This is a genomic window from Dyella japonica A8 (assembly GCF_000725385.1).
In the GTDB taxonomy this organism is placed as follows: Bacteria; Pseudomonadota; Gammaproteobacteria; order Xanthomonadales; family Rhodanobacteraceae; genus Dyella; species Dyella japonica_C.
Genome location: NZ_CP008884.1, coordinates 1411330 through 1425717 on the forward strand (window position 1 = coordinate 1411330; position 14388 = coordinate 1425717).

Sequence of the window (14388 nt, forward strand, 5' to 3'; positions counted from 1 at the left end):
CCAGTTAAGGTCTGTCGTACGTTCAACCCCCGATGGATTCCCCGATGGACATGCCCGAGGCCACCTCCTCATCCCGCCTGCAGCAGGCGTTCCTGCACGTTCGCGATGAGCTGCAACGCAGCGTCATCGGCCAGCCGCACCTGATCGACTGCCTGCTCGTCGCCTTGCTGGCGGACGGGCACCTGCTCGTCGAAGGCGCGCCCGGCCTGGCCAAGACCACGGTGGTGAAGGCGCTGGCTGGCTGCATCGAGGCGGATTTCCACCGCGTGCAGTTCACGCCCGACCTGTTGCCGGCCGATCTCACGGGCACGGATGTATTCCGTCAGCAATCGGGCAGTTTTGAATTCGAGAAGGGGCCGCTGTTCCACAACATCGTGCTGGCTGACGAGATCAATCGCGCGCCCGCCAAGGTGCAATCGGCCCTGCTCGAAGCCATGGCCGAGCGCCAGATCACCGTCGGCCGCAGTACCTGGCGCCTGCCGGACCTGTTCATGGTGATGGCGACGCAGAACCCGATCGAGCAGGAAGGCACCTTCGCGCTGCCCGAAGCCCAGCTCGACCGTTTTGTGATGCACGTGACCATCGGGTACCCCGACGCCTCCTCCGAGCTGGCGATCTTGCAGCTCGCCCGCCAGCAGGCGCGCAGGAACCTGCATCCGGTCTCGGCGGCGCGCCCATCGCTGAGCCAGGCGGATGTGTTCAACGCACGCGAAGCAGTGCTCGACGTGCACATGGCACCCGCGCTGGAGGAATACATAACGCAGCTGGTGCTGGCCACGCGCGAGCCTGGCGTCTATGGGCCGGAGCTCAAGCGGTGGATCGCCTGGGGAGCAAGTCCGCGCGGCACCATTGCGCTCGATCGCTGCGCGCGCGCGCATGCCTGGCTGGCCGGCCGGGATTACGCCTTGCCCGAAGACGTGCATGCCATCGTCCACGAAGTGCTGCGGCATCGCGTGTTGCTCAGTTATGAGGCGGAGGCCGAGGGCGTGCGTAGCGATCAGGTGATCCGTCGCGTGATGGACCTCGTGCCGTTGCCGTGAGTGCCGTCCTCGACCTCGACCCGCAGGCTGACGGCCGCACGCGCGTTCGCCTCGCCGAACTCGTGGCGCTGCGTGCCCGTGTCGCCAAGGCCGCGCTGCCGCGGCTGGAGAGTCGTGCGATGCGGGCGGGTCAGCAGTCCAGCCGGCTTTATGGCCGGGGCATGGATTACGCCGAATCGCGCGTCTACCAGCCCGGTGACGACGTGCGTCGCCTCGACTGGCGCCTCACCGCCCGCAGCGGCCGGCTGCACACCAAGCTGTTCCAGGAGGAGCGCGAAGGACGCCTGCTGATCTTGCTGGACGCGCACGAGAGCATGCGATTCGGCACGCGCGTGCGACTGAAATCCGTACAGGCCGCGCGCGTCGCGGCATTGGCCGCCTGGTACGCGGTGCGTGCGGGAGAACGCGTTGGCCTCATGTCCTTCGGCAACGGACATCGCCTGTTGCGTCCCCAGGGCGGTACGCGCGGGGCGCTTGCCGTGTGCGGCGCGCTGGCCGACTGGGACGCCGACGTCCGCCCCGTGCCCGGCGAGCCGCTGTCCGATGCGTTGCTGCGCGCGGGGCGCCTGATGCATGGCGCCAACCGCGTGCTCCTGATCAGTGATGGCCTCAGCTGTGACGAAGCTGCGCGCGGTCGCCTGCTGGATCTGTCGAGCAAGGCCGGCATTCGCGTGCTGGTCGTTGCCGATGCACTGGAACTCGGTATGCCGCCGGCCGGGCGCTATCCCATGGAGCACGATGGCGTGCGCCGCGAGGTCGCGTTGTTTGGCGAGCGCCAGCGTAGGGAATTCCAGCAGGCGCTGGGCGCGGGACAGGCGCGGCTCAACGGCATGGCGCAATCACTCGGGCTGCCCCATGCCACCGTCGATACCGCAGCCGATCCGCTGGATACCGTGATGTCCCTGCTGGCACCCGGAGTGCGTCGATGAGCGCGCCGGCGGCCGCCCAGCAGAACGGGCCATCGCTGCGTGATATCCATCTGCCGCCGCCACCTTCGTGGTGGCCGCCGGCACCGGGTTGGTGGGGGTTGGCGGTGTTGGTCATCGCTTGCGCTGCCATCGGCATCTGGTGGTGGCGACGGCGGGGGCAGCGACGCGCTGCGGAAAGGCGGGTGCTGGCGGAAGTCGATCAGTTGCTGGCGCTGTCGCGCGAGCAACCGCAGGCACTTGCCGCGGGGCTGCACCAGTTGTTGCGGCGCGGTGCGTTGCGCATCGATCCACTCGCTGGCCAGTTGCATGGTGACGATTGGCGCCAGACGCTGGCCCGGATGCCTGTGGATGGCGCGACGCTCGAGCAGCTGCACGCGGTTGAAACCGCCACGTTCCGTCCGGGCGCATCGCTGGATGCCGATGCCGCCGCCAACGCCACGCGCCGCTGGCTGGCGCTGGCGTGGCGACAGGGGCACAAGTCACGCGCGCGCGACCTGTCGAAGGCAGTCGAGGTGCGGCCATGATGGCCTTCGCGTGGCCATGGGTGGTGGTGCTGGCGCCGCTGCCATGGCTGTTGCGCTGGTGGCTGCGTCCGGCGCCGCCTGGCCAGGCACTGCATTTGCCCCATCCGGGTGTGCATCTGGATACCCCGGAACGCCAGGGGCGCGGCAGCTGGCGCACATGGCTGCTGGTGCTCGCATGGCTGGGCTTGCTCGCCGCGGCGGCGCGGCCGCAATGGGTGGGGCCGCCACAGGCGCAACAACGCAGCGGGCGTGCCCTGATGCTCGCGGTGGATCTGTCCGGAAGCATGCGCACGGACGACATGCAACTGGGCGGGCAATCGGTGAGTCGCTTTGGCGCCGTCGAGGCGATTGCAGGCGACTTCATTTCGCGGCGCAGCGGCGATGAAATGGGCCTGATCCTGTTCGGTAGCCGCGCCTTCCTGGTGACGCCGCTGACCTATGACCTTCACGCGGTGCAGGCGCAACTGCAGGGTGCGGCGGTGGGCCTGGCCGGTACGGAAACCGCCATCGGCGACGCCATCGCCGTTGCGGTGAAGCGCCTCGCCGGCCAGCCGGAGCAGGCGCGCGTCGTGGTGCTGCTGACCGATGGCGTCAACAACGCCGGCAATATCACGCCGCTCGATGCGGCGCATGCTGCCAAGGCCGCTGGCGTGCGCATCTACACCATCGGCATCGGCGCCACCGAGATGAGCATTCCGGACTTGTTCGGCTCGCACACCGTTAATCCGTCGGCGGACCTGGACGAAGGCATGCTGCGCTCCATCGCCAGCCAGACGGGCGGCCGCTATTTCCGCGCCACTGATTCCAACCAGCTTGCCGACGCCTATCACGCCATCGATGCGCTGGAGCCGATGCCGCAGCAAGGCCCGTCGCTGCGTCCGCGGCACGAGTTGTTCCGCTGGCCGCTCGCACTGGCCGTGCTCGCGTGGCTGCTGGCCTTCGCGCCTGGCATGCGTCGTCGGGAGGCGCTGGCATGAGCGAGGCGCTGCAGCAGTTCCATTTCCTGCGTCCGTGGTGGCTGCTGGCACTGGGGGCGCTGCCGCTGCTGGTGCTGCTGGCTTCGCGGCGTCACGGTGCGCGTGAGCAATTGTCACGCCTGGTCGACCCGGCGTTGCTTCCCTTCCTGCTGAAGGGGCACGCGGTTCGCCGTCGCGCCTCGCCCTGGCTGCTTGCCGCCGGCTGGTTGCTCGCGACGCTGGCGATGGCGGGGCCGACCTGGAGCCGCGTCGCCCAGCCGCTGTATGCCAAGCGCGCGGCGCAGGTGGTGGCGGTGTCCATGTCGCAGCGCATGCTGGCGCGCGACGTGGCGCCCAGCCGGCTGGATCGCGCGCGTTACAAGGTGCGTGATCTCCAGACCGCCAACCATGACGGGCTGAATGCGCTGATCGCCTATGCGGGCGATGCTTTCGTGGTGGCGCCGCTGACCTCCGACGCATCGGCGCTCAACGACCTGCTGGATGCCCTTGCGCCGGACACCATGCCCGTCGACGGTGACAACGCAGCGCAGGCCATCGAGCGAGGCGTCGCGTTGATCCGCGACGCGAAAGTCGGCGGCGGATCGCTCGTGCTGGTCACCGATGACGCCGATGCCGCCGCGCAGGCCGCTGCCAGCAAGGCTGCCGCGGATGGCGTGCGCGTGTCGGTGCTGGGCATGGGCACCTCGCAGGGCGGTCCCGTGTCGCTGTCGGACAATGGCTTCCAGCGCGATGCACAGGGCGGCGTGTTGCTTGCTCGGCGCAACGACGAGGCGCTACGCGCCGTGGCGGCGAGTGGCGGCGGCGACTACGTGCCCATGACGGACGATGATCGCGACGTGCGCGCTCTTGCCGGTGAGCTGTCCCTTGGTGGTCCGGCGGTGCCCGTCAGTGACCTGCACAGTGACGAATGGCAGGATCGCGGCCCCTGGCTGCTGTTGCTGTTGCTGCCGCTCGTTGCCACCTCGTTCCGCCGTGGCTGGCTGATGCTGCTCGCACTGGCCTTCGTTCCCGCGTTCCCCGGCACCGCACGGGCGGGCAGCTGGAGTGACCTCTGGCGTCGCCCCGACCAGCAGGCCGCCGCCGCCCTGCAGCAAGGCGATGCGAAGCGTGCACAGCAGCTTGCGCGCGATCCGGCATGGCGCGGTGCCGCGGCGTACCGCGCGGGCGATTACGCCGAGGCGGGGAAGAACCTGCGCCCTCTGCCTGGCACGGATCCCCAGTACAACCTCGGCAACGCGCTGGCGAAACAGGGTGACTACCAGGCCGCGCTGGATGCCTACGATCGCGCGCTCAAGGCCGACCCCGGCAACGCCGATGCGCGCGCGAACCGCAAGGCGGTGGAGGACTGGATGCATCGCCAGCCCAGGAACCCGCAGAACGATAACGGTGCGAAGGACAACAAGGGCAAGGCGGGTACGGGGCCGTCCACCACGCCGCCTGACAACGCGCAGGGCCAGTCGGGGCAGCAGCGCGACGAAGGCAAGCAGGCGCAGGAACCGGGCAAGTCCTCGCAGGATTCGCACGGTGGTTCGCAGGGCAACGACAGCCAGAAGAACGAGCAGGCGGGCCAGCAGTCGATGGATCGCTCGCCCGACCAGGGTTCTGTCGGCCAGCCGCAGACGCCTGAGCAACAGGCCGCACAACAGGCCCGCCAGGAGCAGGCGCAGCAGGCCCTGCAAAAGCAGATGGATGCCGCGCTGGGCAAGGAGGCCAAAGACCAGCCGTCGCATGGTGCGCACGAGCTGGGCGCCGTCGCGAAGGGCGATGCGCAGGCGAAGCTGCCGGCCGATGTGCGGCAGGCGTTGCAACGCGTGCCGGACGATCCGGGTGCGCTGTTGCGGCGCAAGTTCGAACTTGAATACCGGCAGCGCCATGGTGGCGCCGCGCCGTCAGAGGGTGATTCACCGTGAAGCGGCGCTACCTGATGCTTTTGCTGTGCAGCTTGTCGTGCCTGTGGCCGCTGGCCGCACTGGCCGCCGACGTGCAGGCCACGCTGGACCGCTCGCGCGTGGAGCTGGGCGAAACCGTCACGCTGAACTTGCGGGCCGATGGCGACGCCATGGCCAATACGCCGGACCTGAGCGCGCTGTCCCGCGACTTTGCCGTGCTCGGTTCATCGAGCAACACCAGCATCAGCATCGTCAACGGACGGCGCACTGCCCAGCTCACCGTGGGCGTGGCGTTGCGGCCGTTGCACGCGGGGACGCTGCATATTCCGGCGCTGTCGTTTGCCGGAGGCACCACGGCACCCGTCAATCTGGAGGTGGTACCGCCCGACGCAGGCGCCGAAACCGCTGGACGGAAAGACGTCTTTCTCGAGGCCACCATCGACCCCGCCAGCGCCTACGTCGGCCAGCAGATGGTCTATACGGTGCGCCTGTTCTTCGCCACCGACCTCACCAGCGGCGCGCTGGAAGATCCTCAGGTAACGGGCATCGACTTCCGTCGCCTGGGCAATGAAATCAACTATCAGGCAGAGCGGGGCGGCCGCCGCTACAACGTGATTGAACGCCGCTACGCAGCCACGCCGCAGCGCGAAGGGCATCTGCGGATTCCGTCGGTGGCGTTCCAGGGCGAGTCGGTCAACATGGCCGGTTCGGATGCCTTCTTCGGCAACGGCACACCCATCAGCGCCGCGTCGCCGACGGTGGACATCGACGTGCGCCCGGCGCCCGCGCAGGTGGGGCAGGGTGCGTGGCTGCCGGCGCGCGAGCTCAGCCTCACGCTGGATGGCGGCCCCGCGCACGGCGACCTGCATGTGGGCGAACCCCTCAACCTGGTGATGAACCTGCAGGCCACGGGCCTGCCGTATGAAGCCCTGCCATCGCTCAGCCTGCCGTCTCTCGATGGCGCCACGGTGTACCCGGACAAGCCCGTGAATGGCACGCGCGTGGATGGCCAGTGGCTGGTGGGACGCCGCCAGCAGAGCTTCGCGGTGGTGCCCAATCGCGCCGGCACGTTCACCATTCCGGAGACCACGCTGACTTGGTGGAACCTGGCCGAGAACCATGCGGAAACGGCGCGCGTCCCCGCACGGACCTTCACCGTGCTGCCCACGGCCGGTGGGCCGGCGCCATCCTCATCCAGCGCCCCGCAGGCAGCCGCGGCGCCGCTGGCATCGACCGCAACGCAGGAACCGGTGGTCGCCGTCGCAGGGACGCCCTGGCGTGTGCTCGCCCTCATCAGTCTTGGCTTGTGGGTGCTCAGCGTCCTCGCCTGGCTCGCATGGCGCTGGCGCGAGCGTCAGCGGGGCTCAACGCCGGTGACGCGCACGGAGCCTGCCGGCGCATCGGCAGCGCGCCTGCGTGCGGCGTTCCTGCTCGAAGCCCGCGGCAACGATGCCGCGAAGCAGGCCAGCGCGCTGTTGTCATGGGCGAAGGCGGAGCGGCCGGCGTTGCAGAACCTGGGCGAGCTGGCCCGGGCCTTGTCGGCCAGTCCGCAGCGGGAGGCTATCGATGCGTTGCAACGCAAGCAGTACGCGGGCGCGGAAGACGCGGCGCTGGGCGATCGGCTCGCCACGGTGTTCAAGGACGGCTTTGCGTGGCAGCCGGCGCCGGGTTCATCCGATGCCTCGCCGTTGCCGCCACTCTATCCCTTCAATCTGCGTCGCTGAGCGCGCCGCGCCAGATGGCGGCCATGGCGTCGCTGAAGCAACAGATCAGCACGCGCTCCGGGCCGCCTTCGGGCTGGTCGAGCAGGGTGCGCAGCGCGACCTGGGATGCCTGTTCGGGGGGATAGCCGTAAACACCGCAGCTAATCGCGGGAAACGCGATGGAGGAAAGGTCATACTCGGCTGCCAGGGTCATGCTCTGCTGGTAGCAGCTCGCCAGCAGCGCCGGCTCGCCGTTCCCGCCGCCGCGCCACACGGGTCCGACGGTATGGATGACGTAACGTGCGGGCAGCTCGAAGCCGGGCGTGACGCGGGCCTCTCCCGTGGGGCAACGCACGCCGGGGCTGATCTCGGGAATGGCCCGGCAGGCTTGCAGCAAGCGCGGCCCTGCGGCACGGTGGATGGCGCCGTCCACACCGCCGCCGCCGAGCAGGGTGGTATTGGCGGCGTTGACGATGGCGTCCACGTCGAGGCGCGTGATGTCGCCCGTGATGACTTCTATGCTCATTGGCATTGGATTCGTAAAAAGTTGCGACGTATGCTTGACCTACCTTCCGGCACGCAGGGACTGATCCATCGCCATGACTAAGGCAGAAGACATCTCCTTCGGTTACCTGCTCAACGATGTCACCTTGCTGATCCGCAAGCACTTCGACAGACGTGCCGTGAAATTCGGGTTGACCCGTGCACAGTGGCGGGCCACCAAGATGCTCTACCACCGTGAGGGCATGCGCCAGACCGAGTTGGCCGAATCGCTGGAGATGGAGCCCATCGCGGTGGGGCGCGTGATCGATCGCCTGCAGGCCGCCGGCTTCGTGGAGCGCCGGCCCGATCCCAAGGATAGGCGCGCTTGGCGTCTCTACGTCACCGACCAGGCGCGCAGCGTCATCGCCGACATGGAGCTCATCGCCCGCGGCGTGCGGAAGGACGCCGCCAAGGGCATTCCGGTGCCGGAACTGGAGCAGGCGCTGGGCGTGCTCAACCGCATGAAGGAAAACCTGCAGGCGCTCGACGCCGGATCGGCCGAGGAAGAGGGCGAGGTCTAAGTCGCTGCCCTCATAAAGACAGGCGCACCAGGCCTTTTGGCAGGTGCGCTTCATCGCTCCGCCACACTACTTTGCCAGAACTATTGCGCCTGCCTGACGGCCGGCGTTTTGCCAAGTGCTGTCGGTCGTGCGGGGCATGGTCCCGCGCTGCATCCACAATGCCTGTGCAACGCACCGGCAGAGTGGGCAAGGTGCATCCCCTTTTTGACAGGCAGCGCAGCCGATGAAGCGGCATCCCGGCGCATGACGGGTATGCCGGTAGCGGTGAGTGGTCGGAGACATCATGCAGCGTACGTCTCGCAGGAAATACATCGTGCTCGCTACGGGCATCATCGTGGCCATCGCCGCCGCGCAGATGTTCCGTGGCAGCGAGCGCGCCAAGGCGAAGACGCCCGCCGTGGCGCCATCGTCCGTGCCGGTGAAGGTGGCCAGCGCGCATCGCGGCGATCTGGATCTCACCTTGAAGGTGATCGGTCGCGCCGAGGCATTCTCCACGGTCAACGTGCAGGCACGCGTCAGCGGGCAGTTGCAGGCGCTGTCGTTCGTGCCCGGTGGGCAGGTGAAGCAGGGTGCCACCATCGTCCGCATCGACCAGAGCCTGCTGCAGGCGCAGTTGGATCAGGCCGAAGGCAACCTCGCCAAGGACCAGGCGCAGCTCGACAACGCCAACACCATCATCCGGCGCTACCAGCCGCTGCTCGGCAAGGGCTATGTGTCGCAGATGGACTACGACACGTACAAGGCCAACCAGGGCATCTACACGGCGGCGGTGAAGGCGGACAAGGCAGCGGTTGAACTGGCGCGCACGCAGCTGGGCTATGCGCAGATCCAGGCGCCGTTCGACAGTATCGCCGGTGCGCCGCTGGTGTACCCGGGCGCGCAGGTCACGGCGAATGACACCTCCATCGTCGTGCTCAACCAGATCCGACCCATCCATGTGACCTTCTCGGTGCCGGAAACCGGGCTTGACGGCATCAAGGCCTCGATGGCGCGCGGCAAGGTGCCGGTCAAGGTGAACATCCCCGGCGCGAAAGCGGCACCGATGGATGCCGAGCTCGACTTCATCAACAACGCCGTCGACGCCACAACCAGCACCATCCAGCTCAAGGCGCGCTACGCCAATGACGACCTGCGCCTGACGCCCGGCCAGTTCGTCGAAGTGTCGTTGCCGACCACGCGCCTCGCCAACGTGGTGACCGTGCCGGTGGTGGCCCTGCAGAACTCGCCCCTGGGCAGCTTCGTGTTCGTCGCCAACGCCGACGGTACGGTGCAGCAGCGCGTGGTGACGGCCGGGCCCACCACGGGCTCGCAGATCGTCATCGAGAAGGGTCTGGATGGCCATGAAACCGTGGTGACCGACGGACAGTTGCTGCTCGTCGACGGCACCCGGATCCACATCGTGAAGGACAACGGCTGAGCCGTCGACGTCCATGAACCTGCCCGCCCTCTGCATTCGACGCCCGGTGATGACCACGCTGCTGATGGTGGCGTTGCTGGTATTTGGCATCGCCGCCTATCCGAAGCTGCCGGTCAACGAGCTGCCCAACGTCGACTTCCCCACCATCACGGTGAACGCGAGCCTGCCCGGCGCGGCGCCGGAGACGATGGCGACGGCGGTGGCGACGCCGCTGGAAAACCAGCTCTCCACCATTGCCGGCATTCAGTCGATGACCTCGACCAGCGCGCTCGGCTCCACCTCGATCACGCTGACGTTCGAGCTCGACCGCAACATCGATGGCGCAGCGCAGGACGTGCAGGCCGCCATCTCGTCGGCGCAACGCCAGTTGCCCACCAACATGCCCACGCCGCCGACCTTCCGCAAGGTGAACCCGGCGGATGCGGCCATCCTCTACCTCACCCTGCGCTCGCGCACGCAGCCCTTGTCGGTCGTGGACGACTACGCGGAAACGCAGCTCGCGCAGCGCCTGTCGATGATCGATGGCGTCGCGCAGGTGAACGTGTACGGTTCGCAGAAGTACGCCGTGCGCATCAGCGTGGACCCGCAGAAGCTGGCGGCGAGCGGCATCGGCATCGACACCGTGCAGAGTGCGGTATCGGCGGCGAACGTAAACCTGGCGACGGGCTCGCTCAACGGCAACCGCCAGTTGTTGCAGATCCGTTCGGACGGCCAGCTGCAGCGCGCCAACCTGTACAACAACATCATCGTGGCCTATCGCAACGGTGCGCCGGTGCGACTGTCGGACCTGGGCAAGGCCGAGGACAGCGTGCAGAACGACCAGGTGGCCAGCTGGTACAACGGCGAGCGTGCCATCGTGCTGGCGATCCAGCGCCAGCCGGGCTCGAACACGGTGGCGACCATCGACCGCATCCGCGCGGTGCTGCCCACCTTCGAGGCCACCCTGCCACCGTCGATCAAGCTGTCCGTGCTGTACGACCGCTCCGTGTCCATCCGCGAGTCGGTCAGCGACGTGCAGTTCACCCTGCTGCTGGCCGGCGTGCTGGTGGTGCTGGTGATCTACCTGTTCCTGGGTAATGCATCGGCCACCTTGATTCCGGCCCTGGCGCTGCCCGTGTCCATTGTCGGCACCTTTGGCGCGATGTTCGCGCTGGGCTACAGCCTGGACAATCTTTCGCTGTTGGCGTTGACCCTGGTCGTGGGCTTCGTGGTGGACGATGCCATCGTGATGCTGGAGAACATCGTGCGTCATGTCGAGGACGGCATGGACCCGTACGAGGCATCGCTCAAGGGCGCCAGCGAGATCGGCTTCACCATCTTCTCCATGACGCTTTCGCTGGTGGCGGTGTTCCTCCCGGTGATGTTCATGGGGGGCATCGTGGGGCGCCTGTTCCACGAGTTCGCGGTGACGCTGAGCGTGGCGATCCTGATCTCCGGCTTTGTCTCGATCACGCTCACGCCGATGCTGTGCAGCCGCTTCCTGAAGCACGCCGAGCACGAGAAGAAGGCGCGTATCGTGCAGTGGTTCGATGCCGGCTTCGAGCGCGTGCGTCGCGGCTACGTGGGCACGCTGACCTGGGCCGTGCACCATCCGCGCAGCATCCTGTGCCTGTTCGCGGCCAGCCTGCTGGCGACCGGCCTGTTGTTCGTGGTGGTGGACAAGGATTTCATTCCCGCCGGCGATTCCGGCCAGCTCAATGTCAACGTCGAGGGGCCGGACGACACCTCGGTCGCGGGCATGGTGCAGCGCCAGCAGCAGCTAGCGAAGATCGTCGCCGACGATCCCAATATCGAGAGCTACATGTCGTCGGTGGGCAGTGGCGGCGCGCGCACCACGACCAACAACGGTTCGCTGTCGCTCACACTGAAGCCCGCCGGCGCGCGCCCGCTCGACGTCAACGGCATCATCCAGGAACTGCGCGCGAAGTTCGCCGCGGTGCCGGGCGTTCGCGCCTACATCCAGAATCCGCCGTCCATCCAGGTGGGCGGACGGCAGTCGAAGGCGCAGTACCAGTACACGCTGCAATCCATTGACACGCAGGCCTTGTACCACTGGTCCGGCAGGGTGATCGAGGCCTTCAGTAAGCTGCCGGGCTTCCAGGACGTCACCAGCGACCTCGATCTCAATGGGCCGTCCATTGTCCTGGACATCGATCGTGACAAGCTGGGCACGCTGGGGCTGACCATGGACCAGGTGCAGAAGGCGCTGGGATCGGCGTTCGGCGCCAGCCAGATTTCCACCATCTATGGCGCCTCCTCGCAGTACTGGGTAATCCTGCAGGTGTACTACGCGCTGCAGAATGATCCCGACGTGCTCTCGCAGATCTATGTCACCTCAGGCAGCGGCACGCTGGTTCCGCTCAATGCCGTGGCGACCTTCGAGCGCAAGCCGCAGGCGCTCACGGTGAATCACCAAGGGCAGATCCCGTCGGTGACGGTGTCGTTCAACCTCGCGCCCGGCGTGAGCCTCAGCGAGGCGGTGGCGAGCATCGACGGTGCGATGAAGCAGATGAACCTGCCGCCGTCGATCACCGGCAGCGTGCAGGGCACGGCGCAGGCCTTCCAGGACTCGATGCAGGGCATGGGCCTGCTGCTGGTGCTGGCGGTGTTCGTGATCTACCTGGTGCTGGGCATCCTGTACGAGAGCTTCATCCATCCGTTGACCATTCTCTCGGGCCTGCCGTCGGCGGGTGTGGGCGCACTGCTCACGCTGATGATCTTCCGTGCGCCGCTGGACTTGTTCTCCTTCGTGGGCATCGTGATGCTGATCGGCATCGTGAAAAAGAACGCGATCATGATGATCGACTTCGCGCTGGAAAAGCAGCGTAGCGAAGGCACCGACCCGGCGCTGGCCATCGTGGAGGCGTGCCAGGTGCGCTTCCGCCCGATCATGATGACCACCATGGCGGCCTTCGCCGGCACCTTGCCCATTGCGCTCGGCCTTGGCGCGGGCGCGGAGACGCGCCGTCCGCTGGGCCTGGCCGTGGTCGGCGGCCTGCTGGTGTCGCAGGTGCTCACGCTGTACCTGACGCCGGTGATCTACCTGTACCTGGATCGGCTGCATACGCGCTTCTCGCGCAAGCGGCGCGTGGGTGGTGCAGAAGCCGCGCATTGAGATAGCAAGCCACTGTGGGAGCGCACCCTGTGCGCGACTTCGGCATGGCAGTGCTTTCTCTCCGCTGGATTGTCGCGCACAGGGTGCGCTCCCACAGGTGCGTGGTTCGGGCGGGTGAAAAAAAGGGCGGCCATGGGCCGCCCTTTTCCGTCATGCCGGAGGAAAGATCACTCCTCCGCGCCATCCTTCGCAAACGCCCCCGGCTTCGAACCGAAATCGCCATCGGCCTGCGCGGCCATGTACGAGAACGCCGCGTACACCGCGACGTTCTGCGACAGCTCCTTCGGGTCGATCTTGTCGAGCGTGTCGTTGGCGGTGTGGTGGTAGTCGAAGTAGTCGGTGCCGTCCTGCACCAGGGTCAGCGCGGCCATGCCCTTGCCGTGCATCTGCGACAGGTCGGAGCCGCCGCCGCCCGGCTTCTTGGCGTCGTAATCCACACCGACGGGAGCGAGCACCTTGGCGATCTGCTCGATGGCGCCGCGCGCCTCAGGCTTCACACTGGCACTCATCAGCCAGATTTTGCGTGCGCCGAAGTCCGACTCGGTGCCGAGCTGGAACTTGGCCACTTCCTTGGCGTGCTTGTCGGCATAGGCGCGGCCGCCCCACAGGCCCATCTCCTCGTTGGCAAAGGCGATGACGCGGATGGTGCGGTCCGGACGCTGCGGCAGGTCGTGGATGAGCTTGCCGGCCGCCATGGCGATGGCCACGCCGGCGCCGTCGTCGATGGCGCCCGTGCCCGGATCCCACGAGTCGAGATGGCCGCCAATGGCGACGACCTGGTCCGGGTGCTTCTTGCCGGTGACTTCACCGATCACGTTGGCGCCCTTGTAGGTGCCATTGAAGCCGCAGTCGAGATCGAGCTTGATCGAAACCGGCTTGCCATAGGCGATGACGCGCGTGAGCTGGTCGGCATCGGGGTTGGACAGCGCGGCGGCCGGAATGGCGTCCTTCGGATCCGTGAAGCCGGTGACGCCGGTGTGCGGCGTGCGGCTGTGGGCATCGGTGCCGGCCGAGCGCAGCAAGAACGCGGCGGCGCCCATTTTGGCGGCGATCACCGGGCCGCCGACGCGCACGGCCGAGCCGATGGCGTAGTCGTGGCCATCCTTGTGGCGCTCCATGTGGGCGTCCACGTAGACGATCTTGCCCTTCACGCTGGCAGGATCGGCCTTCTTCAGCGCATCGAGGCTATCGAAGCGCACCACGTCGGCGGTGAGGCCGCCCTTGGGCGTGCCGGCGGAGTAGCCCAGCGCAATCAGGTCCAGCGCCTGCGGGAACGGTCCGACGATTTCGGCGTGCTCGCTGCGGCGTTCCCACAGCGGATAGCTCACTTCCTCGGTGTAGACCTTGTCGAAGCCCAGCGCCTTGAACTTGGCGATGGCCCACTCGCGGCCGCGTGCATCGGCCGGGCTGCCGGCCAGGCGCGAACCCACTTCGGTGGTCAGCGATTCGACGACCTGGTAGGCCGTGTTGTCGTTCATCGCCGTGTCGCGCAGTTGTTCGGCCGTCTTTACGGCTGCGGCGGGGATGGTGGTTTGGGTGGCTGCATTCGCCGTACCGATGGCGAGCATCAGGCTGGCGGAGAGCAGGGTGAGCGGCAGTCGGCGCATGGGGACAGTCCTTGGGCGGAAACATCGATTATGGCCCGCCCCCACGTGGCTGCTTAGGCCAGAAGTCATGGTGCGGGCAACGAACAAAGCAGCCAAACGAAAAAGGCGCCCGCAGGCGCCTGG

The 14388-nt window shown here is 67.4% G+C and carries 11 protein-coding genes; 9 read left to right on the plus strand and 2 right to left on the minus strand.

The annotated features are described in order from the left end of the window. The first annotated feature begins 44 nt into the window (after nucleotides 1-44). The 6 genes from HY57_RS05825 to HY57_RS05850 are packed head-to-tail and all read left to right on the plus strand — an operon-like array spanning nucleotide 45 to nucleotide 7083. Nucleotides 45-1040: an AAA family ATPase gene (locus tag HY57_RS05825; RefSeq protein WP_019466251.1), complete on the plus strand. Its 996-nt coding sequence runs from the start codon at nucleotides 45-47 to the stop codon at nucleotides 1038-1040. Beyond that, nucleotides 1037-1969 carry a DUF58 domain-containing protein gene (locus HY57_RS05830; RefSeq protein ID WP_019466252.1) on the plus strand — a complete coding sequence of 311 codons (933 nt, stop codon included), beginning with the start codon at nucleotides 1037-1039 and terminating at the stop codon, nucleotides 1967-1969. Before HY57_RS05825 ends, HY57_RS05830 begins: the two co-directional genes overlap by 4 nt. After that, entirely contained in the window at nucleotides 1966-2493 is a 528-nt protein-coding gene (locus HY57_RS05835; protein ID WP_026034098.1) for a DUF4381 family protein, read from the plus strand. Before HY57_RS05830 ends, HY57_RS05835 begins: the two co-directional genes overlap by 4 nt. Further along, nucleotides 2490-3470, plus strand: a complete 981-nt coding sequence (locus tag HY57_RS05840; protein ID WP_019466254.1) for a VWA domain-containing protein — start codon at nucleotides 2490-2492, stop codon at nucleotides 3468-3470. Before HY57_RS05835 ends, HY57_RS05840 begins: the two co-directional genes overlap by 4 nt. Beyond that, nucleotides 3467-5380 (plus strand): tetratricopeptide repeat protein, encoded by a 1914-nt coding sequence (locus tag HY57_RS05845; RefSeq protein WP_019466255.1) that lies wholly within the window; start codon nucleotides 3467-3469, stop codon nucleotides 5378-5380. The genes HY57_RS05840 and HY57_RS05845 overlap by 4 nt, the downstream gene beginning before the upstream one ends. After that, a complete protein-coding gene (locus HY57_RS05850) occupies nucleotides 5377-7083 on the plus strand; it encodes a BatD family protein (RefSeq protein WP_019466256.1) in 1707 nt (568 codons plus the stop codon). The genes HY57_RS05845 and HY57_RS05850 overlap by 4 nt, the downstream gene beginning before the upstream one ends. On the opposite strand, the gene HY57_RS05855 is transcribed toward HY57_RS05850, so the two are convergent. After that, nucleotides 7067-7588 carry an O-acetyl-ADP-ribose deacetylase gene (locus HY57_RS05855; RefSeq protein ID WP_019466257.1) on the minus strand — a complete coding sequence of 174 codons (522 nt, stop codon included), beginning with the start codon at nucleotides 7586-7588 and terminating at the stop codon, nucleotides 7067-7069. The genes HY57_RS05850 and HY57_RS05855 overlap by 17 nt on opposite strands. Nucleotides 7589-7661: 73 nt before the next feature. Here HY57_RS05855 and HY57_RS05860 point away from each other — a divergent pair, with 73 nt between their 5' ends. The 3 genes from HY57_RS05860 (at nucleotide 7662) to HY57_RS05870 (ending at nucleotide 12658) form a co-directional block, all read left to right on the plus strand. Beyond that, complete coding sequence (locus HY57_RS05860) at nucleotides 7662-8126, plus strand: MarR family winged helix-turn-helix transcriptional regulator (RefSeq protein WP_019466258.1); 465 nt, start codon at nucleotides 7662-7664, stop codon at nucleotides 8124-8126. A gap of 283 nt (nucleotides 8127-8409) precedes the next feature. Continuing rightward, complete coding sequence (locus HY57_RS05865) at nucleotides 8410-9543, plus strand: efflux RND transporter periplasmic adaptor subunit (RefSeq protein WP_050997953.1); 1134 nt, start codon at nucleotides 8410-8412, stop codon at nucleotides 9541-9543. A gap of 13 nt (nucleotides 9544-9556) precedes the next feature. After that, on the plus strand, nucleotides 9557-12658 hold the full coding sequence (locus HY57_RS05870) for an efflux RND transporter permease subunit (protein WP_026034100.1): 3102 nt from the start codon (nucleotides 9557-9559) through the stop codon (nucleotides 12656-12658). A gap of 167 nt (nucleotides 12659-12825) precedes the next feature. Here HY57_RS05870 and HY57_RS05875 read toward each other — a convergent pair whose 3' ends face one another. Beyond that, nucleotides 12826-14265, minus strand: coding sequence for a M20/M25/M40 family metallo-hydrolase (locus HY57_RS05875; RefSeq protein ID WP_019466261.1), 1440 nt, complete (start codon nucleotides 14263-14265; stop codon nucleotides 12826-12828). Nucleotides 14266-14388: the final 123 nt, after the last annotated feature.